Genomic DNA, 22,141 nt, shown 5'->3' with positions numbered 1-22,141 from the left:
TGGCGTATCGTATCGGCCCGCACGTTACGGATAAACGCGACAAAGCACGATATACTGTCAACATTATTTTGACAGTTAACCAGGCAAGCGATGCTTAATTTACAGCGTACGGCAATGTTTATCGCCGTAGCGGAAACCGGCAGTTTCACCGCCGCGGCGGAGGCGATGGGGCTGACAAAAGCGGTGGTCAGCTTTCATATTCGTCAGCTTGAAGAGGAGCTGGGCGTCACCCTGTTGCTGCGAACCACCCGACGCCTGACGCTGACCGAGGCGGGGAAGCTCTTTCATCAACGAAGCGTGATGCTGTTACGGGATGCAGAGCGATTGCAGGATGACGTTCGCGCCAACCACGCCGGGCTGACGGGAGAACTGCGGATCACCACCACGCCCGAATATGGCTCGCAGGTGGTGGTGCCTTTGCTGGCTGAATTTAGCCAGTTGCACCCGGACCTTCGCGTGCGGCATGTCTCGTCCTCTTTGCATGCCGATCTTATCGCCGAGCGCTTCGATGTCGCTATCCGGCTCGGCACGCTTGCAGATTCGCGCTACCACGCCGCGTTGATGACCTCCTTCACCATCCTGCCCGTGGCAACGCCAGGCTGGCTGGCAAACCATCCGGTTGACTCGCTGGAACAACTGGCGGAAGCGGACTGGATCATTCACGAGCGTTTAACGTCGCCGCTGCGCTGGCAGGTAAGAGGTGTTGATGGGCATCCGGTTTCCTTTGAGATCAAGAAAGCGCCGCGCCTGTATGCAGACAGCGCCCAGGCGCTGATGGCTTTTGCCCTCGCGGGATGTGGAGTGGCGCTGCTGCCGGAGTGGCTGGTGCGTAACGCACTGGATGCGGGGGAACTGGTCTCGCTGTTACCGGCGTACACGTTTGCTCAGCAGGGCATCTATGCCGTTTATCCCGATGCCCGGCATGTGCCCGCGAAAGTGCGAACATTTATTGATTTTATGCGCGTCAGGGTGACTTAACCCTGCATCATCTTTTTAATGAGCGCTGAAAATTGCTCTCGTTCCGCGCCGTTAAGGCGCCCCAGAAATGCCTCATCCACCTCATTTCCAATCGGTTTACTGCTCTCAAGCAGGGCCTCTCCTTCGGCAGTCAGAAAGACAAACCGACGGCGTTTGTCTGCCGGATCGTGCTCGCGCCTGACCAGGCCGCGTGCTTCCATGCGGCTCAGCATTTCTGCCAGCGTCGCTTTGGTGCTCACCGCGACTTCAGTCAGGGCAACCTGCTCAATACCAGGATTTTCAGCAATTGACCGCATCACCGCATATTGTGGCTTGGTCAGTTCAGGCAATGCGTGCTGCCACTGGGCGGTATGCTGTTGAAAAAGCTGACGTAGCAGGTGGAAAGCTTCTTGTCTTAACTCCATGGACACTCCGACGGAAAAATACTCCCTCTATGATAGCCGCTCTTGGGCTGAATTTTAACGCGAGAGTTTTTTAGCGATTAGTGTGATCGTATGCGAACGATCTTGTCAGCAGCAGGATCAAGGCGTAGTTTAATTAATATGTTCGTATACGAACAAATTAATTGAGGTGCTGAATGAGATTGATTGTGGGAATGACGGGCGCGACGGGTGCGCCATTAGGCGTGGCGTTGTTACAGGCGCTGCGGGAAATGCCGGAGGTGGAAACGCACCTGGTGATGTCGAAGTGGGCAAAAACCACGATTGAGCTGGAAACGCCCTTCACTGCGCATGACGTTGCTGCACTGGCGGATGTCGTCCATAGCCCGGCCGATCAGGCTGCCACCATCTCCTCCGGCTCATTTCGCACCGACGGCATGATCGTCATCCCGTGCAGCATGAAAACGCTGGCGGGTATCCGCGCGGGCTACGCCGAAGGGCTGGTAGGGCGTGCGGCAGACGTAGTGTTGAAAGAGGGGCGCAAGCTGGTGCTGATTCCCCGTGAGACGCCGCTCAGCACCATCCATCTCGAGAACATGCTTGCTCTTTCCCGTATGGGCGTGGCGATGGTGCCGCCTATGCCTGCGTACTACAACCACCCGCAAACCGCCGATGACATTACCCAGCATATCGTGACCCGTGTTCTCGACCAGTTTGGTCTGGAGCATAAAAAAGCCCGACGCTGGGAAGGTTTGCAGGCAGCGAAACATTTTTCACAGGAGAATAAAGATGGCATTTGATGATTTGAGAAGCTTCCTGCAGGCGCTCGATGAGCAAGGGCAACTGCTGAAAATTGAGGAAGAGGTTAACGCCGAGCCGGATCTGGCGGCGGCCGCCAACGCGACCGGACGCATCGGTGACGGTGCGCCTGCGCTGTGGTTCGATAATATTCGCGGCTTCACCGATGCCCGTGTGGTGATGAACACTATCGGCTCGTGGCAAAACCACGCTATTTCGATGGGGCTGCCAGCGAATACCCCGGTGAAAAAACAGATCGACGAGTTTATTCGTCGCTGGGACAAATTCCCCGTCTCGCCAGAGCGTCGTGCAAATCCGGCCTGGGCGCAGAACACGGTGGACGGGGAAGACATCAACCTGTTCGACATTCTGCCGCTGTTCCGCCTGAACGACGGTGACGGAGGCTTTTATCTCGATAAAGCGTGCGTTGTCTCCCGCGATCCGCTCGACCCCGATCACTTCGGCAAACAGAACGTCGGGATCTACCGTATGGAAGTGAAGGGCAAGCGTAAGCTCGGCCTGCAACCGGTGCCGATGCATGATATCGCGCTGCATCTGCATAAGGCAGAAGAGCGCGGCGAAGACCTGCCTATTGCCATTACGCTGGGTAACGATCCGATCATCACCCTGATGGGCGCCACGCCGCTGAAATACGATCAATCCGAGTATGAGATGGCCGGTGCGCTACGCGAAAGCCCGTATCCGATTGCGACGGCTCCACTGACCGGTTTCGATGTGCCGTGGGGGTCGGAAGTGATCCTCGAAGGGGTGATTGAAGGCCGGAAACGTGAAATTGAAGGGCCATTCGGTGAGTTTACCGGACACTACTCCGGCGGACGCAATATGACGGTTGTACGCATTGATAAAGTCTCTTACCGCACCAAACCCATTTTCGAATCCCTTTACCTCGGCATGCCGTGGACCGAGATTGATTATCTGATGGGGCCCGCCACCTGCGTACCGCTCTATCAGCAGCTAAAGTCGGAATTCCCGGAAGTGCAGGCGGTAAACGCCATGTACACCCACGGTCTGCTGGCGATTATCTCCACTAAAAAGCGTTACGGCGGTTTTGCCCGTGCGGTCGGCCTCCGCGCCATGACCACGCCACACGGTCTGGGTTACGTGAAAATGGTGATTATGGTGGATGAAGACGTCGATCCGTTTAACCTGCCGCAGGTGATGTGGGCGCTGTCATCAAAGGTCAATCCGGCAGGCGATCTGGTGCAGCTACCGAATATGTCTGTGCTCGAGCTTGACCCCGGCTCCAGCCCGGCGGGGATCACTGACAAGCTGATCATTGATGCCACCACCCCGGTTGCCCCGGACAACCGTGGTCACTACAGCCAGCCGGTACAGGATCTCCCTGAAACCAAAGCCTGGGCCGAAAAACTGACCGCGATGCTGGCGGCACGTCAATAAGGAGGAAAAAATGATTTGTCCACGTTGTGCCGATGAACATATTGAAGTGATGGCAACATCACCGGTGAAAGGTGTCTGGACGGTATATCAGTGTCAGCACTGTCTGTATACCTGGCGCGATACCGAACCGCTGCGCCGTACCAGCCGCGAGCATTACCCGGAAGCGTTCCGCATGACGCAGAAGGATATCGATGAAGCACCGCAGGTGCCGACGATCCCGCCGCTGCTGTAAAAAAAGCCCGGTGGCGCTACGCTTACCGGTCCTACGGGTTTTGTAGGCCGGGTAAGGCGAAGCCGCCACCGGGCAAAAGACCGCAGAGAACTAAACCAGACTCTTCAACCGATAAATCCACTCCAGCGCCTGACGCGGCGTCAGCGAATCCGGGTCGAGGTTCTCCAGCGCTTCTACCGCCGGAGAGGTCTCTTCCGGCACCGCCAGCAGTGACATCTGCGTACCATCTATCTGCGTCGCCGCCGCATTCGGTGACAAACTTTCCAGCTCACGCAATTTCTGACGCGCGCGCTTAATCACCTCTTTTGGCACGCCCGCCAGCGCGGCGACGGCCAGGCCATAGCTCTTGCTTGCCGCGCCGTCCTGCACCGTGTGCATAAAGGCGATGGTGTCGCCGTGCTCAAGCGCATCAAGGTGGACGTTAGCCACGCCTTCCATTTTCTCTGGCAGCTGTGTCAGTTCGAAATAGTGCGTTGCGAACAGCGTCAGCGCTTTGATTTTATTTGCCAGACTTTCCGCGCACGCCCAGGCCAGAGACAGGCCGTCATAGGTGGAGGTACCGCGTCCTACTTCGTCCATCAACACCAGACTGTTCTCTGTCGCGTTATGCAGAATGTTGGCGGTTTCGGTCATCTCGACCATAAAGGTAGAGCGACCGCTCGCCAGATCGTCCGCCGCACCCACACGGGTGAAGATACGGTCGATAGGGCCAATCTCAACCTTCTGCGCCGGAACGTAGCTGCCGATGTAGGCGAGCAGCGCGATAAGGGCTGTCTGGCGCATATAGGTGCTTTTACCGCCCATGTTGGGGCCGGTAATGATCAGCATTCTTCGCTGCGGTGACAGGTTCAACGGGTTGGCAATAAACGGCTCGTTCAGCACCTGCTCAACCACCGGGTGGCGGCCTTCGGTAATGCGAATGCCGGGTTTGTCAGTAAAGGTCGGACAGGTGTAATTCAGCGTGTCGGCGCGCTCAGCCAGGTTTACCAGGACATCCAGCTCGGCCAGCGCAGCGGCGCTCAGTTGCAGGTCAGCCAGGTGCGGCATCAGGATGTCGAACAGCTCGTCATACAGCTGTTTCTCCAGCGCCAGCGCTTTACCTTTCGACGTGAGCACTTTGTCTTCGTACTCTTTCAGCTCGGGTATAATGTAGCGCTCGGCATTTTTCAGCGTCTGGCGGCGAACGTAGTGAATCGGGGCCAGGTGGCTCTGCCCACGGCTGATCTGGATATAGTAACCGTGTACCGCGTTGTAGCCGACTTTCAGGGTGTCGAGCCCCAGACGTTCACGCTCGCGGATTTCCAGCTTATCCAGATAATCCGTCGCGCCATCGGCCAGCGCACGCCATTCGTCCAGCTCTTCGTTGTAACCCGGAGCAATAACCCCGCCATCCCGCACCAGAACAGGCGGCGCATCAATGATGGCGCGTTCCAGCAGTTCGCGAAGCTCGGTAAATTCGCCCATGGTTTCGCGCAGCTTTTGCACTGGCGCGCTGTCGATCTCTCCCAGCTGAGCGCGCAGTTCCGGCAACTGCTGGAACGCGTGCCGCATACGGGCGAGATCGCGTGGACGCGCGGTGCGCAAGGCCAGGCGCGCCAGGATACGCTCAAGATCACCCACCTGACGCAGCACCGGCTGCAATTCGGTGTAACGATCCTGCAATGCGGCAATGGTTTGCTGGCGGCCAGTCAGCGTTTCGGTATTGCGGATCGGCATATGCAGCCAGCGTTTGAGCATACGGCTGCCCATGGGGGTAACCGTGCTGTCAAGAACCGACGCCAGCGTATTTTCCATGCCGCCAGCGAGGTTCTGCGTGATCTCCAGGTTGCGGCGCGTGGCGGCATCCATGATGATGCTGTCCTGCTGACGCTCCATGGTGATGGAACGAATATGGGGCAGGGCGGTACGTTGCGTATCCTTAACGTACTGCAACAGGCAGCCTGCGGCACACAGCCCGCGCGGGGCGTTTTCCACGCCAAAGCCAATCAAATCGCGCGTGCCAAATTGCAGGTTTAACTGCTGGCGCGCGGTATCAATTTCGAACTCCCACAGTGGACGACGACGCAGGCCGCGGCGACCTTCAATCAGCGCCATCTCGGCGAAATCCTCTGCATAAAGCAGTTCTGCCGGATTAGTTCGCTGTAGTTCAGCCGCCATGGTTTCACGGTCAGCCGGTTCACTCAGGCGAAAACGACCGGAGCTGATATCCAGCGTGGCGTAGCCAAACCCTTTACCATCCTGCCAGATCGCCGCCAGCAGGTTATCCTGGCGCTCCTGAAGCAGGGCCTCATCGCTGATGGTTCCCGGCGTGACGATGCGTACGACCTTGCGCTCAACGGGGCCTTTCGATGTGGCCGGGTCACCAATTTGTTCGCAGATAGCGACAGACTCGCCCTGGTTCACCAGCTTCGCCAGATAGTTTTCAACCGCGTGATGCGGGATACCCGCCATCGGGATGGGCTCGCCTGCCGACGCGCCACGTTTCGTCAGGGAAATGTCGAGCAGCTGAGACGCACGTTTCGCATCGTCATAAAAAAGCTCATAAAAATCGCCCATACGGTAAAAGAGCAGGATTTCCGGATGCTGCGCTTTCAGCTTCAGGTACTGCTGCATCATTGGCGTGTGGGCGTCAAAATTCTCAAGTGTGCTCATAAAATCCTGGTGTCCATGTTCTTAAATTTCAATGAGTTGTATTTTTTTGTTGTCTGGTTACATATCCGCTCATTGGAACTCATGAATCCTGCGTTTCATTCATCGATGTATGGCGACCATGATAACGAAGTCTGTATGGCAGGAAAACAGCAGGAAAGGGCTCTTTCTGTAAAATGCGTACCTCATTCCATCCTTGTAGCTAATCCGGCACTCAAGGTGCTGTCGCGCTGTACAGCGTTAATCCACGCATACATCGCATTTAGCGTCCGTTACTCGTTATTACGTTCATCCCGCGGGTGAATATACTTTAAAAAGAGGCCCGACTATTAAATATTGCGATTGACTGTAAATCTGGTCCTTATCCGCGGCATTAATGTTCTGTCGGAACAGGTAAATGCGGAAGGAAAAAGTGATAACCCCCTGCTTTGACAAGGGTTGATCGCAGAGTATAATTACACTTCACCCCGGCAGTTAACTATTCTGTTTATCGTAAGCGAGCGGCATATGTTCTGGATAATTAACGATAAAATTAAATTTTGTCCAGAGAGGAATTTGCTGATTTCGTTGACCCGTCCTGACTTAAATGTAATTCTGACAACCCCTGCCAGCCGTTGTCTGAACCTTCTTTTAGAATCATTTCCAGAAGTCGTTACGCAGAAATACTTCTTTGATAAAGTCTGGGGCGAGGACGGCATGCTGGTTCCGGCAAATACGCTTTATCAGAATATCTCTATAATTCGACGCGGGCTCCGGACCACAGGAGAGACGGACGATACGCTGGTGGCGACGGTGCCGAGAAAAGGATTCCAGATAGAGAAAAATGTCAGGGTAACCCGCGTTGACACGGACTGTGTTGATGACGGAAAAAAAGCGACAGCGACGGGAGTGGAAACCTCTCCGGTTGAAACAAAGGATAAACCTGTCGAAAATATTCCCGTAATGCCGGGTGGGAGGAAAAAACAGCGTCAATTACGCCAGTATATTTTCTCGACAGCTTTAATGATAATCGCGTTTTGTGCCGGTTTCTTTGCGTTTCAATACCTTTTACATGATAACCCGGAAAAAGATTTTTTCAGGGATTATCCAATTACTCTTACACAGAACGGCTGTCATTTTTCCTCGCAAAACGATGATATTCGTGGCGTCGGCAACTTCAGGCGATTTATAAAAATCATTTTAGACACGGGGCTTGATTGTAAAAAATATCCGTGGGTCTATTTTTCCTCATCCAGCCATGCTCCGGCGCTTTCCGTTCTTGCTTGCAGAGAACCCTTTGAAATAAAAGCAAATGCCGGATGTATTTCGCTCTATTTTAGAGGACATCTCTGATGACCAAAAAGGCAACCGTTCTGTTGTTTCTGGTATTCTTCCTCGCTGGCGCACTGGCCGCATGGCTATACCGTCTACACCAGCAAAACAGTGAAAATACGGAGGCCTGTTCAGCGTCAATCGTCGTCTATCATGAGGATATTCGCGCTAACCTGACGATGGACTTCATGTACACGATGAAGAAGCAGACTGGCGTCATTGCGCTAAGCGGAGCCTATTATAAAAATGATAAACTTGCTGGCGTTATCCGCAGAGATGTCTCCTATGTATGGACAGAAAATAAAGACTCATTCCATTTTACATCGGTAAATATACATGACATTAATGGTCAGCAAACCGCACCAAATGAGATTATGAATGAAATTCTCCCTGACTTCTTTCTGTATCCGAAGAAAAACCTGAATTATTCCATTACGCAGCAGGGGCCCCGTGGGTTTATATTTTCTGTCGGAAAACGCCCTATTTTTTACTGCTCTCGCTGAACGACATGGCCGGGATGTCCATCATCCGGCTCTTTAATGAGTTCGATAATTATTTTACCCGGCCCGACCTCCACCCGAACCTGCGAATGGGTTAAAAAGCCTGCTTTTTCGAGCCAGTCCCCTTTCAGATTCAGGGCTGCGTGTACGCTGTAACGCGTTGGGATCTTGGTTTTACGATCTTCATGACGCTTTCTGAAATAACCCACTTTTAAGTGACGATACGGTTTGGTGATAGCCATTCCTTGCATAGATCCTCCGGTAACTGTTGGCAACGTGTGTTCAGACTGCCTGTATAAAATAACAGTAAAAACGCGTCAGGAAAGAGCGAAGACTGGAAGGCACCTTCAGAAAACAGATTGCAACGACTGAAATCCCTTTTTTAAAATGGTATTCTGAATGCGTGTTATTGAGGGGGGATGAAAATGGCGGGGAAACGCATTGCGCGCGAAAAAGAGACGATCGCGAAAATGATCGCCCTGTATGAAAAAAACTGTCCGCAGGCGGTAAAGGATGAGGGCCATTATCAGGCGCTGAATGCCTACGCGGATAAGCGCCTGGATAAATGCGTCTTTGGTGAGGAAAAACCCGCCTGCAAACAGTGCCCGGTGCACTGCTATCAGCCCGCCAGACGTGAGGAGATGAAGCAGGTGATGCGCTGGGCGGGGCCACGAATGCTATGGCGTCATCCGATTCTGACTCTTCGCCACCTTATTGACGATCGCCGTCCGGTTCCGGAACTGCCTGAAAAGTATCGACCTAAAAAATAGGCGCTTCAGCGCCGCAGCGGGCGGCAAATCACGCTCAGCGCGACCGCGCTGCACAGTGGAAACACCGCCAGCAGCAGCCACGGGTAAATGGCCTCCGTCGAGGGCACCAGCGCCTTGTCCAGCAGGCTGCCTAAACCTAAATTCCCCACCAGCACCGCGATGCCGCCGGCGGTTGAGAGTGCGCCATAGTGCGCTCCAAGCGTTGACTCCTCGGCAAAGCGCGGGATCAAATCTTTAGCCGACGGCACCAGCAGCATTTGTCCGAGCGTCAGCAGCGTGACAAGGCTTGCAGAGGGCAGCAGGCGCAGCCAGCCCTCCGGCGGCTCCGTCGCGGCAAAGAGCGCCACGCTTGCAAACGAGGCGGAAAGCAGCAAAAAGCCCACCGGTAAGATCCGGACCGCGCCGACGTTTCGGGCGAAACGGGCAAGGGGCAGCTGCAGAACAATAATCAGCACCGAGGCCAGCATAAACAGCGGCCCCAGATCTTTTTCGTTCCCGCCGGCGCGTTGGATCTCCACCGGCAGCGCCAGATAGAGCTGGTTATAGCTTAACAGCCATGAACTGTAGGCAATGATAAAGGCGACGAAACGCGGCTGACGGAACGTCGTCCACCAGGGCAGAATTTTCAGCGGCTTCGTGCTGTGATGTGCCGCAGGCAGGCAGAAAAATAGCACCACCAGCGCAACGATAAATATCCCTGCGCCTGCGAGCGCAACCTGACGAAAGCCCAGCCCCGTCAGCAGGGCCCCCATCACCGGGCCAAGAACGGCGCCAAGTTCACCGCACACCGCAAACAGCGCAAACCACTCCGCGCGGCTGCGTTTACCCTTTGCCTCACTTTGCGTTCCCGCTTTTGCCAGCAGGGCCTCTATCGACGGTGAGAACAGCGCGCCGCCAACGCCCGTCAGACAGGCCCCCAGAATGACGGGCCACAGGGATTGCCCAAAGGCCAGCAGTAAATAACCCACCACGCGGACGATGCAGCCGCTGAGGATCACGCTCTTCGCGCCAAACCGGTCTGAAAGCGCGCCGCCAACAATAAACATCCCCTGCTGGGAAAAGGTGCGCAGCCCAAGCACCAGCCCAATCAGCCCGCCGGAGAGCAGCATATCGTCACGTAAGAAGATCGCCAGGAAGGGGACGACCGCGTAAAAGCCGATATTAAACACAAACTGGCTGCCCAGCAGAACGGGCGGCCAGAGGGTGTTGGCAGTGCGAAGAGGCATCGTTTTAACTCACCCCTACACGATAAAATGGATGTGTTTTTTGCCGTGGTACGGCGAGATCTCGATTCTGGTTTTCACCCTGAAGACGTCCCAGAGCAGCTCCTCGGATAAGATTTCCTGCGGCGTTCCGGTCGCCACAATCTGCCCTTGCTGCATCACAATCAGCGAATCGCAGAACATGGATGCGTGGTTAAGATCGTGAATGGCGACGATGCTGGTTACCGGCAGCTCACTGATAAGCTGCATGAGCTGCATCTGATGATGAATGTCCAGGTGGTTGGTCGGTTCATCCAGCAGAATTTCGGTTGGCGCTTGCGCCAGCGCGCGGGCGATATGTACCCGCTGACGCTCGCCGCCGGATAAGCTCAGCCAGCCCTGTTCGCTGCGATCCAGCATATCCACGCGTTGCAGGGCGGCAGTGACGGTTTCGTCATCCTGCGCGCTCCAGTTTGAGAAGGGAGAATGGTGCGGAATTCGCCCCAGTTTGACGACGTCACGCACGCGCATATTGGCGTCGGTCATTCCGTGCTGTTCAACAAACGCCACGCGCCGCGCCAGCTGCTTTTTGGCAATGCGGGCAATGTCCTGTCCGTCCAGCGTCACGCACCCGGCATCCGGGCGGCGCAGACCTGCCAGTATGCGCAACAGCGAGGATTTACCGCAGCCGTTAGGGCCAAGCAGGCCCACCGTTTCGCCCCGGGAAACCGTCAGCGAAACATTATTCACAATGATCTTTTTACCTACCTTCCAGGTGATTTTCTCGGCGCAGATGCTCATTACTTATTCCTTGAGCGGTAGATAATCACGGCGAAGAACGGTACGCCCACCAGTGCGGTAACGACGCCAACCGGCAGGCTTTGCGGAGCAATCAGCATCCGCGAGGCGATGTCGGCCAGCACCATCAGGATCGCCCCCGCCAGCGCGCTGGCTATCAGCAGCGTGCGGTGCAGCGGCCCGAACAGGAAACGCATAACGTGCGGCACGACCAGCCCGACAAAACCAATAGAGCCCGCCATGCTGACGATGGTCGCGGTGATCAGGGCGGTGGTGGTAAACAAGGCCAGGCGCACCCAGGGCACGGCAATGCCCAACGAGGCGGCGGCATCATCACCGAACGTAAAGGCGTCCAGCGCACGGGAATAATAAAGACAGACGGCCAGCCCCGCCAGTACCACTACCAGCGCCAGCTGGAATTCCGGCCAGCGTACGCCGCTAAAGCTGCCCAGCAGCCAGAACATCACGTCGCGCGCCTGTTGCGCGCTGGCAGAGGTGCTGATGGTATAGGCGGTAATGGCGTTAAACAGCTGAGAGGCCGCTACGCCCGCCAGGATCGTGCGTTCATTGCCGCCGCGCGCGCCGTTGGTCAGGAAGGCGACGAAGGCAAAGGCGGCGAAGGCTCCGGCAAACGCGCCCGCAGAAAGCGATACTGCGCCGGTGCCGAGACCCAATACGACGACTGACACCGCCCCGGTTGACGCTCCCGCCGACACGCCGAGCACGTAAGGTTCCGCCAGCGCATTCTTCAAAAGGCTCTGCAATACGGCCCCGCAGATGGCCAACCCGGCTCCGCAACAGGCCGCCACCAGCGCGCGGCTGAGGCGAAAGTCCCAGATGACGCTCTCGTAGATGCGGTTGAGCGGAACGTCAGTCAGCCCCAGCTTATTGCTGATGGCGTAGAACACGTTATTGAGCGGGATAGACAACTCACCGATGCTGACGCCAAGGGCGATCACCAGAAACAACAGCACGAAGGCGAGCAGGCATGACGTGGTCAGGAGCACCCCCTGCCGCATCTGAAGTACGGCGGTGGTCATCAGTTCAGTCCCAGTTTTCTGAGCTGTTCGCCGACCTGCTCAGCACCGTAAAGCGTGCGAATCGTCGGGTTCATGGCCTGGCCGTCCATCACCACAATATGACCCTTCTTCACCGCCTCCATCTGGCTGACGGCTGGATCGCTTTTCAGGAATTTGATTTTTTCTTCGGCGTTGTCCAGCGCCCAGCGGTTACGATCCAGGCTGGAGACCACAATCACGTCCGGATTAGCGGCAATAATACTTTCCCAGCCCACGGTCGGCCATTCGGTCTCAGAGGTAATGGCGTTATGGCCGCCCAGCACGTTAGCAATAAAGCCAGAGGCGCTGTTTTTGCCGCCGACATAGGCATCAGCCGAAGGTGAGGAGCTTGAGAACCAGAAAACAAAGGAGAGGTCTTTGTTGTTTTTGCCAAACTCCTGGCGCAGGTCGGCTTCACGTTTTTTGAAGTCGGCGATAACGGCCTGACCGCGCGCTTCCACGTTGAAAATCTTGGCGAAATCCTCAATCTCTTGATAAAGGTAGGTCATGTCCCACAGCGTCTGGCGGCTGCCGTACATGTCCCCTGCGGCTTTTTTGGTGGCGCACATGCCCGGAGATAAATAGCTGTTTACCCCAACGGTGGCCAGGTCTTCGCGTTTTGCGACCTTACTTTCCGGTCCGAGCAGCAGCGGCAGCTGTGCAGGAACAAAATCAGGGTTTTGCGCAAGAATGGATTCAAGTGTCGGAATTTCGACGGTCAGGGTTTTGATTTTTGCATTCTGCTCAGCCAGCTGCGGCAATACTTTGGTCGGCCAGAACGCGCTGGCTTTCACCTTATCTTCCAGACCCAGCAGAAGCAGGATCTCGACGGTATTCTGCCCCAGGGCCACAACGCGTTCCGGCGCTTTGGTGAAGGTTTCTTTATACCCGCAGTTTTCTATCGTGAGCGGGTACGTGGTAGCCAGAGCTGTACTCATTGATGCAACCGCCAGGCCTAACGCGCAGAGAACCTTTTTCATTAAACGCTACCTTCATTAAAATTATTTTGATGCAAATGAAACGCATTATTAAGGCGGAATTTTATACAGAGGAAAATATATTGTGTCAATGTGAGACAATTACGCAGAGTGATGAAAGGCGGCGCCATATACGGCGCCGGAATGACGGGTTAATTCAGGCTCTCTTTATCGATTCCCAGACGCTTCATGCGCGAGAGCAGGGTGGTACGCTTCAGCCCCAGCCGTTGCGCCGCGCCTTTCGGCCCGGCCACCACGCCGTTGGTCTCCCTGAGCACGCGCAAAATGAGCTGATATTCATCCTCTCCATCCTTCGCAACCTCGGTTGCGGCCACGGTCGTTTCCGCAAGAGAAACCTCCGGCAGGGACAGCTGAAGCACGTTCCCGCGCGTCAACAGGACCGCGCGTTCAATGACGTTTTCCAGCTCGCGCACGTTCCCCGGCCACTCCATCGCCGAGAGTGTGCGTAGCGTTTCGGCAGGAATACTGTCGATATTTCGCCCCATCCGGCGGGCAATCTTCGCGGTAAAGGCTTTCACCAGCAGCGGAATATCTTCCGGGCGCTCGCGCAGCGGCGGCAGGCAGATCGGGAACACGTTCAGGCGATAGTAGAGATCGCTTCTGAACTCACGGTCTGCGACCATTTTTTTCAGATCGCGGTTGGTGGCGGCAATCAGACGCACGTCGGTCTGGATCAGCTTGTTGCTGCCGAGGCGCTCAAACTCCTGCTCCTGCAGCACGCGCAGCAGCTTGGGCTGGAGCTCCAGCGGCATATCGCCCACTTCGTCGAGGAACAAAGAGCTTTTATCCGCCAGCTCAAAACGGCCCAGCCGCTGGCTGCTGGCGCCGGTAAAGGCACCGCGCTCGTGGCCGAACAGGTCGCTTTCCAGTAAGCCAGCAGGCATCGCCGCGCAGTTCATCTTCACCATCCGGCGGCTGTTGCGGTTGCTCAGGTTGTGGATCGCCCGGGCAATCAGCTCTTTCCCGGTACCGGTTTCACCGAGGATCAGCACCGTGCTGTCGCTTTGCGCCACCATCTCCACCTGCTTGAGCACGCTGTACATGGCATCGCTGCGCCCGATGATTTCGCCAAACTCGCTGTCCACGTTGTTGAGCTGCTCGGTCAGCGCCAGGTTTTCGTCCACCAGCCGCTCCTTCAGGCGGTGGATCTCCTGATAGGCGAGGGCGTTATCCAGCGCGATGGAGATGCGCTCGGCGATCTGGCGCAGCAGCTTCAGGTTGGCGGTGGTAAATACGGCTTCATCACACTGCGCCAGTTTGAGCACGCCGAGCATGGTGTTGCCGGACATCAGCGGCAGCAGGCACAGGGTCTGGATCTTGTTGCCCCAGGTGTTGAAGAGCATCCGCTCGTAGGGGGCTACCGGATCCTGTTCATTGAGATTGAGCAGCAGGATCTCTTTGCTTTTAAATACCCGCTCGGACAGCGTTCCCGCTTCGTCCACTTCGCTCTGCTCGTGCGCCGGGTTAGCTTCATCAAGGTAGTGGGTGGAGTAGATGTTCAGCTTGCCTTTCCGGTTGCCGCGTAGCGCAATGCTGATGGCATCGATTTTAAAATAGTGATGGATCTCTTTTGATACTTCGCTGACCAGCTCATCCATGTCCAGGCGGGAGAGCACGGCGTTGGTGATGGCAACCAGAATGCGGAAGTTATCGCGCTCGCGGCTCAGCAGGTCGTAGTCCACGTTATTGGTGACGCGGCTTTGGATCTGCTCCGCGACAACGGCCACAATCTGGGTAAAGGTGTGCAGGCGTTCGTACTCCGCCTCGCTCCAGGGCTGGTCGGTATCGCGGATAAACTCGCAGCCGCCAAAAATTTGCCCTTCCACCGCCAGCGGCAGCATGCTGTAGTGGCCGAAAGGGTGGTAAAGGTTGCTCTCTGCCAGCTTCGGCCAGGCCTGGCGAAACTGGTCAAAATTGCAGTGCAGCGCTTCCGGGCGGGAGAGAATACGCCGCACCGGGCCGTGGGCAAGAAACGTTTCATCTTCATATTCGAAGATTTTGCCGTTATCACGCGTTGAGAAATAGCTCGCGCGGTGGGTTGCGCTATGCCAGAGCACAATGGCGGCGCTGTCCGCCAGCGCAGATTGCCTGACCAGCCGCGTCAGGGCATCGCTCAGTGCGCCGAGGTCGGGCTGTTGTAAAAGTGTGCGCGTGATGTCAAACAGGCCCTGCTGTCCAAGATCGCTCATCGGTGTATACGGCATTGTTGCTTTCCAATAGAAACTGGCAAAAAGAGACGTTCGGCGCTGACCGCTATTGATGCGGTCTAGCAAATACGGGGTAACGGTTCAGCGTGCGGCAGATCCAGCGTGCGCTTCACGCCGTAAAGCCCGGTCAGGCGCACCCCTTTGCGCTCAACCACGTCGCCGATGATGGCCGCGTCTTTCCCTAATGGATGCGCGCGCAGCTGTGCAAGTACGGCTTCCGCCGCCGTGCGTTCCACGCCGATCACCAGCTTGCCTTCGTTGGCAAAGTTAAGCGGGTCTAGCCCTAATAGCTCGCATAGCCCGCGCACGGCGCCTTTGACAGGCAGGCCGCGCTCGGTCAGCTCAATTCCGCAGCCGCTGCTTGCGGCAAATTCGTGCACCACGGCATTCACGCCGCCTCGCGTGGCGTCGCGCAGGGCTTTTACGCCCGGCATGTCGCGCAGCGTCTGGATCAGCGGCGTGAGTACCGCGCAGTCACTGCGCAGTTCCCCGTCCAGCCCCAGGCCTTCGCGCAGGTTCAGGATGGTTGCCCCGTGGCAGCCCAGCGTGCCGCTGACAATCAGCACGTCGCCTGCGCAAAGCTGTTGAGCGCCCCAGTGAATATCGGCGGGGATCGCCCCCATCCCGGCGGTGTTGATAAAAAGCTTATCCGCCGCGCCGCGCTGCACCACCTTGGTATCCCCGGTGACGATGGCGATCCCCGCCTCGCGGGCGGTGTGCGCCATGCTGTTGACCACCGCCGTGAGCGTTTCCATCGGTAACCCTTCTTCGAGGATAAACCCGCAGGAGAGGTAGCGGGGGATCGCGCCGCTGACGGCGACGTCGTTTGCCGTGCCGCAGACGGCGAGCTTGCCGATATCGCCGCCCGGGAAGAACAGCGGGTCAATCACGTAGCTGTCGGTAGAGAACGCCAGCCTGTCACCGTGTGCGGTGAGGGTTGAGAGCGCAATGCGCGCCTGATCTTCCTGCTCGGCGAGCCAGGGATTGTTAAAGGCGTCCATAAACAGCCGGTTAATCAGCTGCTGCATCGCCTGTCCACCGCTTCCGTGCGCCATTTCCACCGTGTTCATGCTTCACACTCCTGGTTGCGATAGTGATACCACGCGGCGCATGCCCCTTCTGAAGAGACCATCAGCGCGCCAAACGCGGTTTGCGGGTTACAGGCGTTGCCAAATAACGGGCAGTGATAAGGTTTGCATTTTCCGGTGAGTACGTCGCCACAGCGGGCGCGGGGATCGTCGCACACCTGCTGCGGCTGCGGTCGGAAATGCGCTTCGGCGTCGAAGGCGCGATACGCGGGCGTCAGGTGTACGCCGGATTCGGCAATCAGCCCCAGTCCGCGCCACTCGCTGTCGCCTTCGACGCTAAACACGTCGGCTATTGCCTGCTGTGCCCGTCTGTTACCTGCATCGGGCACCACGCGGCGATACTGATTTTCCACCGCACTCAGGGCCGCTATTTTCTGCTCAACCAGCATGGTCACGCCTTGCAGTAGATCAAGTGGCTCGAAACCAGCCACCACTAACGGACGATTGTACTGTTCAGCGATAAAACCGTAGGCTTCTGTGCCGATCACCATGCTGACGTGGCCCGGTGCCAGAAACGCGTCGATACCGTTATCTGGCGCTTCCAGCAGGCTGCGCAGCGTGGGAATAAGCGTGATGTGCTGGCAGAAAAAGTAAAAGTTTGTGACGTTGCGGGCTTTCGCCTGCTGGAGGGTAATGGCGGTGGCGGGCATGGTGGTTTCAAAACCCAGCCCGAAAAAGACGACCTTACGCTCAGGATTAGCCATCGCCAGCGTCAGGGCATCCATCGGTGAGTAGACGATCCGCACGTCCGCGCCGCGCGCCTTCGCCTGGAGCAGCGAGCCATTTTTTCCCGGTACACGCATGGCATCGCCAAAGGTGCAAAAAATCACACCGGGGCGGCTGGCGATGTCGAGACAGCTGTCGATGCGCCCCATCGGCAGCACGCACACCGGGCAGCCGGGGCCGTGGATAAATTCGATGTTCTCCGGCAGCAGCTGGTCGAGGCCAAATTTAAAGATGGCGTGGGTGTGTCCGCCGCACACCTCCATGATCCGCAGCGGTTTTTCTTTCGTGTAGTCCAGCAGCGACGCGCGGGACTTCAGGCGATCGATAAGCTGCAACACCTGCTCAGGCGCGCGATATTCATCAACGTAACGCATGTGTTATCGTTCCTCCCCATACAGCAGGGCGCCCACGTCCGGCTCGACGTCAAACATATTCTGTAGCGCGTCCAGCGTGTCGCGGGCTTCTTCCTCATTAATCACGCTCATGGCAAAACCTACGTGGACCAGCACCCACTGGCCGAGACGCGATGCGCCGGTCTCATCGTGGCTGCCTACCAGCGTCAGGTCGACATCGCGCAGGATGCCGCATACCTCCACTTTAGCCTGATTGCCGTCGATGGAATGAATTTTTCCGGGGACGCCTATGCACATCGTTCGTTCTCCAGCCAGTTCAGCCAGGCGTCCATCCCGTCGCCGCGCGTGGCGGAAACCAGCAGGATCTCAATGTCCGGGTTCACTTCGCGGGCGTAAGCCAGGCACTTATCCACGTCGAAATTCAGGTACGGCAGCAGGTCGACTTTGTTCAGCAGCATGAGGGAGGCGGCGGCAAACATATGCGGATACTTCAGCGGCTTGTCTTCCCCTTCGGTCACGGAGAGTACCGCCACTTTATGCCGCTCGCCGAGGTCGAAGCTTGCCGGGCAGACCAGGTTGCCGACGTTTTCAATGAACAGGATGCCGTTGTTCGCCAGCGGCAGGCGCGGGGCGGCGTCGGCAATCATCTGCGCGTCCAGATGGCACCCTTTCCCGGTGTTGACCTGAATCGCAGGCGTACCGGTTTCGCGGATGCGCGCGGCGTCGTTTACCGTTTGCTGGTCACCTTCGATAACGGCGCAGGAGACACGTTTATTCAGCCGTTTGAGGGTTTCGGTCAGCAGCGTGGTTTTACCGGAGCCGGGGCTGGAGACCAGGTTCAGCACCAGCTGTTCGCGCGCGGCAAAGCGGGCGCGATTGCGGACGGCGAGCTGGTTGTTTTTATCCAGCACGTTAATCTCCACCTCCAGCATCTGGCGCTGGCTGATGCCCGGCGCGTGGGTGCCCGCTTCGCCGCGGCCGTAATGCAGGTCACCCGCGTCGGAACGCTGCGGCGCGAAGGTGATGCCGGTCAGTGCCGCCGCGGGACGCGGGGCAGGGGAAAAGGGCGCGGAGCGAAACGCGGAGTGGGGGCGGTGTTCATCCCCTTCGATATACAGGTTGCCTTCAGCGCAACCGCAGGTACTACACATACTTTACTCCTTCTCGATTTCGAGGCGTTGGATCTGCATACCGTCATCCGCCACGATGCGCAGCCCGCTGCTCTGGCACTGTGGACAGCGCTGTACCTTCGATGACAGCAGCGTGACGTACTCCTGACACTGTTCGCACCAGCACTCCGCCTGCTGCTCCTCGATATGCAGTGCGCAACCTTCCGCCAGCGTGCCGCGGCACACCAGCTCAAAACAGAAGGTGAGGGCGCTGGTCTCGACGCAGGAAAACGCCCCGACCTTCAGCCAGACGCCGGTCACGCGCTTCGCATGGTTCTGCACAGCCTGCTGTTCGATAAGTTCCAGTGCCCGCTGGCAGAGGGTGATTTCGTGCATGACGCCTCCTTAATGAATTGCCCCTTCAATGCAATAACAGTGCCAGCTTGATTTGCGTTACGGCGTGACGATGTCAACGCTGTCGAAATGACACGTCGACACCGCGGCGGTGACAGTACGTATCTTGTTAAAAGATATTTAAATCAACATATTAAAAACTGGCACGAAAACTGCTTAACAGCCGCTAACTCCATTAACCGGATACCTTTTATGACTATTTGGGAAATTAGCGAAAAAGCGGATTACATCGCGCAACGTCATCAGCAGCTTCAGGATCAGTGGCACCTCTACTGCAACTCTCTGATTCAGGGGATCACCCTGTCAAAAGCCCGTCTGCACCATGCCATGAGCTGCGCGGCGCAGGGGGACATGCGCTTTGTGTTGTTTGGTCACTTCACGATTTTTGTCACCCTGGCGGAGAGCTTCAACAGCCACACCATTGAGTATTACGTTGAGACAAAAGAGGGTGAAAAACAGTGTATTGCGAAAGCTCAACTGATGGCCGACGGCATGGTGGACGGTCACGTCAGCAACCGCGATCGCCAGCAGGTGCTGGAGCACTATCTGGAGAAAATAGCGCCGGTTTATAACGGCCTCTACGCCGCCGTTGAGCACGATCAGCCGATCAACCTGAAACAGCTGATCGACGGAAAATCCTCCGCGAACGTGGCCTGAAAAGCGAGTGTCGAGAAGTGTCGATAAGACAGTTTTTTTTCGTCAAAAATGACCATCACCAGAGGATGACCCGGTGAACCGTTTTGTAATTGCTGACTCGACGGTCTGTATTGGCTGTCGGACCTGTGAGGCGGCGTGCTCGGAAACGCACCGCCTGCACGGGCTACAGTCCATGCCGCGCCTGCGCGTCATGCGTAATGAGAAAGAGTCTGCCCCGCAGCTCTGTCACCACTGTGAAGACGCCCCGTGCGCGGGCGTTTGTCCTGTCAATGCCATCACCCGCGTTGACGGCGCGGTACAGCTGAACGAAAGCCTGTGCGTGAGCTGCAAGCTGTGCGGCATCGCCTGTCCGTTCGGCGCCATTGAGTTTTCCGGCAGCCGTCCGCTGCATATTCCGGCGAATGCCAATACCCCGAAAGCGCCGCCTGCGCCGCCGGCTCCGGCACGCGTGAGCACGCTGCTGGACTGGGTGCCGGGCATTCGCGCCGTTGCGGTGAAGTGCGACCTGTGCAGCTTCGATGAGCAGGGTCCGGCCTGCGTGCGGACCTGCCCGACCCGGGCGCTGGTCCTGGTCAACATCCGCGACATCGCTCGCACCAGCAAACGCAAGCGCGAGCTGACCATCAATACCGACGTCGGCGATCTTTCGCTGCTGCGGGCGCTTAACGAGGGGGCGAAATGAACGCGATAGTTATGATGACCAGCGGCGTGGCCTGGTTTGCCGCCGCCGCTGTCCTGGCGCTGCTCCTCGCCTTCCATAAAACGCTGAGCGGCGTGATTGCTGGTATCGGCGGGGCGGTCGGCAGCCTGATGACGCTGGCGGCGGGCGGGGTTGTCCTGATCGACGGGCAATCCGTCGACACCCTCATCCCGCTGATTCACCACGCCGTTGAGCTTACGCCGCTGAACGCCATCTGGCTGATAACCTTTGGCCTGTGCGGGCTGTTTATCAGCCTGTTTAATATCGACTGGCACCGCCATCAGCACACCAAAGCCAACGGCCTGCTGGTTAACCTGTTGATGGCCGCCGCGGTCTGTACCGTTGTCGCCAGCAACTTCGGCGCACTGGTGGTGATGGCTGAAATCATGGCCCTGTGCGGCGTGTTCCTGACCGGATGCAGCGCCTCCGGCAAGCTGTGGTTTGCGCTCGGACGTCTCGGCACGCTGCTGCTGGCGCTGGCCTGCTGGCTGGTGTGGCAGCGTTTTGGCACGCTGGATTTCGCCGCGCTTAACGGCCAGCCGCTGGGCAACGACGTCTGGCTGTTGGGCGTAGTCGGTTTTGGCCTGCTGGCCGGGATAATCCCGCTGCACGGCTGGGTGCCGCAGGCGCATGCCAATGCCTCAGCCCCGGCCGCTGCGCTGTTCTCCACCGTGGTGATGAAGGTCGGTCTGTTCGGCATCCTGACGATAACCCTGACGGGCAATCAGCCGCCGCTGTGGTGGGGCGTGGCGTTGCTGATTGCGGGGATGATCACCGCGTTCGTCGGTGGCCTCTACGCGCTGATGGAGCACAACATCCAGCGTCTGCTGGCGTACCACACCCTGGAGAACATCGGGATTATCCTGCTCGGCATGGGCGCAGGCGTCACCGGGCTGGCGCTCAACCAGCCGGCGCTGATTGCCGCCGGGTTTATTGGCGGTCTGTATCACCTTATCAACCACAGCCTGTTTAAAAGCACCCTGTTCCTCGGCGCGGGCAGCGTCTGGTTCCGCACCGGGCACCGCGATATTGAGAAGCTCGGCGGGATTGGCAAAAAAATGCCCGTCATTTCGCTGGCGATGCTGGTCGGGCTGATGGCGATGGCTGCGCTGCCGCCGCTGAACGGCTTTGCCGGCGAGTGGGTGATTTATCAATCCTTCTTCGCCCTCGGCCAGAGCGAGGCGTTTATCGGGCGTTTACTCGGCCCGCTGCTGGCGGTGGGCCTGGCGATCACCGGGGCGCTGGCGGTGATGTGTATGGCTAAAGTTTACGGTGTCACCTTCCTGGGCGCGCCGCGCACCCGAGAAGCGGAAAACGCCTGCTGCGCCCCGGTACTGATGACCACCAGCGTGGTCGCGCTGGCGCTGTGCTGCATCGCGGGCGGGGTTGCCGCGCCGTGGCTGCTGCCGCTGCTGGGCCACGCTATTCCGCTGCCGCTGGTCACGGCGCATACCGTCGTTTCCCAGCCGATGATGGCGCTGCTGCTGATTGCCGCGCCGCTCCTGCCGTTCGTGCTGATGCTGTTCTTCAGACGCGACCGTCTCGCCTCCCGCTCGCGCGGCGCGGCGTGGGCCTGCGGCTACGAACACGAGCAGTCGATGGTCATCACCGCCCACGGTTTCGCCATGCCGGTGAAAGAGAACTTTGCCGCCGTGCTGAAGCTGCGCCACTGGCTGAACCCGGTGGGCTGGGTGCCGGGCTGGCAGGGGGCCGCCGTGCCCGTACTGTTCCGCCGCCTGGCGCTGATCGAGCTGGCGGTGCTGGTGGTGATTGTCATTTCACGAGGAGCCTGAC

Annotated in this window: 23 protein-coding genes; 10 read left to right on the top strand and 13 right to left on the bottom strand. The window is 57.7% G+C overall.

Annotated features, from left to right (window positions below; all coding sequences use genetic code 11):
* Window positions 1-90 precede the first annotated feature (90 nt).
* Complete coding sequence (locus SK47_RS17135; RefSeq protein WP_023323674.1) at window positions 91-978, top strand: LysR family transcriptional regulator; 888 nt, start codon at window positions 91-93, stop codon at window positions 976-978.
* On the opposite strand, the gene SK47_RS17130 is transcribed toward SK47_RS17135, so the two are convergent.
* Entirely contained in the window at window positions 975-1,382 is a 408-nt protein-coding gene (locus tag SK47_RS17130; protein WP_022651767.1) for a MarR family winged helix-turn-helix transcriptional regulator, read from the bottom strand. The genes SK47_RS17135 and SK47_RS17130 overlap by 4 nt on opposite strands.
* A 173-nt stretch (window positions 1,383-1,555) precedes the next feature.
* Between SK47_RS17130 and SK47_RS17125 the strand changes: the two genes are divergently transcribed.
* The 3 genes from SK47_RS17125 to SK47_RS17115 are packed head-to-tail and all read left to right on the top strand — an operon-like array spanning window position 1,556 to window position 3,807.
* On the top strand, window positions 1,556-2,158 hold the full coding sequence (locus SK47_RS17125) for a non-oxidative hydroxyarylic acid decarboxylases subunit B (RefSeq protein WP_023323673.1): 603 nt from the start codon (window positions 1,556-1,558) through the stop codon (window positions 2,156-2,158).
* Window positions 2,148-3,575 (top strand): non-oxidative hydroxyarylic acid decarboxylases subunit C, encoded by a 1,428-nt coding sequence (locus tag SK47_RS17120; protein ID WP_023314736.1) that lies wholly within the window; start codon window positions 2,148-2,150, stop codon window positions 3,573-3,575. Before SK47_RS17125 ends, SK47_RS17120 begins: the two co-directional genes overlap by 11 nt.
* Window positions 3,576-3,585: 10 nt before the next feature.
* Window positions 3,586-3,807 (top strand): non-oxidative hydroxyarylic acid decarboxylases subunit D, encoded by a 222-nt coding sequence (locus SK47_RS17115; protein WP_003862116.1) that lies wholly within the window; start codon window positions 3,586-3,588, stop codon window positions 3,805-3,807.
* Between the two features lie 90 nt (window positions 3,808-3,897).
* Here the strand turns inward: SK47_RS17115 and mutS are convergent, their stop codons facing one another.
* The gene (gene mutS / locus SK47_RS17110) at window positions 3,898-6,459 is read right to left on the bottom strand and encodes a DNA mismatch repair protein MutS (protein WP_023323671.1); all 2,562 of its coding nucleotides are present in this window, start codon (window positions 6,457-6,459) and stop codon (window positions 3,898-3,900) included.
* A 504-nt stretch (window positions 6,460-6,963) separates the two neighbouring features.
* On the opposite strand from mutS, the gene SK47_RS17105 reads away from it, so the two are divergent.
* Both SK47_RS17105 and SK47_RS17100 read left to right on the top strand, forming a co-directional pair.
* On the top strand, window positions 6,964-7,788 hold the full coding sequence (locus tag SK47_RS17105; protein WP_023323670.1) for a winged helix-turn-helix domain-containing protein: 825 nt from the start codon (window positions 6,964-6,966) through the stop codon (window positions 7,786-7,788).
* On the top strand, window positions 7,788-8,270 hold the full coding sequence (locus SK47_RS17100; protein ID WP_048244831.1) for a hypothetical protein: 483 nt from the start codon (window positions 7,788-7,790) through the stop codon (window positions 8,268-8,270). Before SK47_RS17105 ends, SK47_RS17100 begins: the two co-directional genes overlap by 1 nt.
* On the opposite strand, the gene SK47_RS17095 is transcribed toward SK47_RS17100, so the two are convergent.
* A complete protein-coding gene (locus SK47_RS17095; RefSeq protein ID WP_023314732.1) occupies window positions 8,255-8,518 on the bottom strand; it encodes a SymE family type I addiction module toxin in 264 nt (87 codons plus the stop codon). The two genes, SK47_RS17100 and SK47_RS17095, sit on opposite strands and share 16 nt — an antisense overlap.
* Window positions 8,519-8,692: 174 nt before the next feature.
* Here SK47_RS17095 and SK47_RS17090 point away from each other — a divergent pair, with 174 nt between their 5' ends.
* Window positions 8,693-9,037: a nitrous oxide-stimulated promoter family protein gene (locus tag SK47_RS17090; RefSeq protein WP_023314731.1), complete on the top strand. Its 345-nt coding sequence runs from the start codon at window positions 8,693-8,695 to the stop codon at window positions 9,035-9,037.
* A 5-nt stretch (window positions 9,038-9,042) separates the two neighbouring features.
* Here SK47_RS17090 and SK47_RS17085 read toward each other — a convergent pair whose 3' ends face one another.
* The 10 genes from SK47_RS17085 to hypA all read right to left on the bottom strand — a co-directional run bounded on the left by SK47_RS17085 (window position 9,043) and on the right by hypA (window position 18,972).
* Window positions 9,043-10,263: an MDR family MFS transporter gene (locus SK47_RS17085; RefSeq protein ID WP_023314730.1), complete on the bottom strand. Its 1,221-nt coding sequence runs from the start codon at window positions 10,261-10,263 to the stop codon at window positions 9,043-9,045.
* A gap of 15 nt (window positions 10,264-10,278) precedes the next feature.
* Entirely contained in the window at window positions 10,279-11,040 is a 762-nt protein-coding gene (locus SK47_RS17080; RefSeq protein WP_048244828.1) for a siderophore ABC transporter ATP-binding protein EitC, read from the bottom strand.
* Window positions 11,040-12,077 carry a FecCD family ABC transporter permease gene (locus SK47_RS17075; protein WP_022651750.1) on the bottom strand — a complete coding sequence of 346 codons (1,038 nt, stop codon included), beginning with the start codon at window positions 12,075-12,077 and terminating at the stop codon, window positions 11,040-11,042. The genes SK47_RS17080 and SK47_RS17075 overlap by 1 nt, the downstream gene beginning before the upstream one ends.
* On the bottom strand, window positions 12,077-13,075 hold the full coding sequence (locus SK47_RS17070) for a siderophore ABC transporter substrate-binding protein EitA (RefSeq protein ID WP_022651749.1): 999 nt from the start codon (window positions 13,073-13,075) through the stop codon (window positions 12,077-12,079). The genes SK47_RS17075 and SK47_RS17070 overlap by 1 nt, the downstream gene beginning before the upstream one ends.
* Window positions 13,076-13,224: 149 nt before the next feature.
* Complete coding sequence (flhA, locus tag SK47_RS17065; protein WP_023323668.1) at window positions 13,225-15,297, bottom strand: formate hydrogenlyase transcriptional activator FlhA; 2,073 nt, start codon at window positions 15,295-15,297, stop codon at window positions 13,225-13,227.
* A 62-nt stretch (window positions 15,298-15,359) separates the two neighbouring features.
* Window positions 15,360-16,370, bottom strand: a complete 1,011-nt coding sequence (hypE, locus tag SK47_RS17060) for a hydrogenase expression/formation protein HypE (protein ID WP_003862131.1) — start codon at window positions 16,368-16,370, stop codon at window positions 15,360-15,362.
* Window positions 16,367-17,488 (bottom strand): hydrogenase formation protein HypD, encoded by a 1,122-nt coding sequence (gene hypD / locus SK47_RS17055; RefSeq protein WP_032610032.1) that lies wholly within the window; start codon window positions 17,486-17,488, stop codon window positions 16,367-16,369. The genes hypE and hypD overlap by 4 nt, the downstream gene beginning before the upstream one ends.
* Before the next feature lie 3 nt (window positions 17,489-17,491).
* Window positions 17,492-17,764, bottom strand: coding sequence for a HypC/HybG/HupF family hydrogenase formation chaperone (locus tag SK47_RS17050; protein WP_022649170.1), 273 nt, complete (start codon window positions 17,762-17,764; stop codon window positions 17,492-17,494).
* A complete protein-coding gene (gene hypB, locus SK47_RS17045; RefSeq protein ID WP_023323665.1) occupies window positions 17,755-18,618 on the bottom strand; it encodes a hydrogenase nickel incorporation protein HypB in 864 nt (287 codons plus the stop codon). Before hypB ends, SK47_RS17050 begins: the two co-directional genes overlap by 10 nt.
* Window positions 18,619-18,621: 3 nt before the next feature.
* Complete coding sequence (hypA, locus tag SK47_RS17040) at window positions 18,622-18,972, bottom strand: hydrogenase maturation nickel metallochaperone HypA (protein WP_022651745.1); 351 nt, start codon at window positions 18,970-18,972, stop codon at window positions 18,622-18,624.
* Window positions 18,973-19,182: 210 nt separating this feature from the next.
* On the opposite strand from hypA, the gene hycA reads away from it, so the two are divergent.
* From hycA to hycC, 3 genes are all read left to right on the top strand, one after another.
* Window positions 19,183-19,647 carry a formate hydrogenlyase regulator HycA gene (gene hycA / locus SK47_RS17035; protein WP_022651744.1) on the top strand — a complete coding sequence of 155 codons (465 nt, stop codon included), beginning with the start codon at window positions 19,183-19,185 and terminating at the stop codon, window positions 19,645-19,647.
* Between the two features lie 73 nt (window positions 19,648-19,720).
* Entirely contained in the window at window positions 19,721-20,329 is a 609-nt protein-coding gene (locus SK47_RS17030; protein ID WP_017692772.1) for a 4Fe-4S dicluster domain-containing protein, read from the top strand.
* Complete coding sequence (hycC, locus tag SK47_RS17025) at window positions 20,326-22,140, top strand: formate hydrogenlyase subunit 3 (protein WP_022651743.1); 1,815 nt, start codon at window positions 20,326-20,328, stop codon at window positions 22,138-22,140. Before SK47_RS17030 ends, hycC begins: the two co-directional genes overlap by 4 nt.
* The last annotated feature ends 1 nt before the right edge of the window (window position 22,141 follow it).

This window comes from Enterobacter sp. BWH52 (assembly GCF_001037565.1).
Lineage (GTDB): Bacteria > Pseudomonadota > Gammaproteobacteria > Enterobacterales > Enterobacteriaceae > Enterobacter > Enterobacter hormaechei_C.
This window is presented reverse-complemented; position numbering and strand designations above follow the sequence as displayed.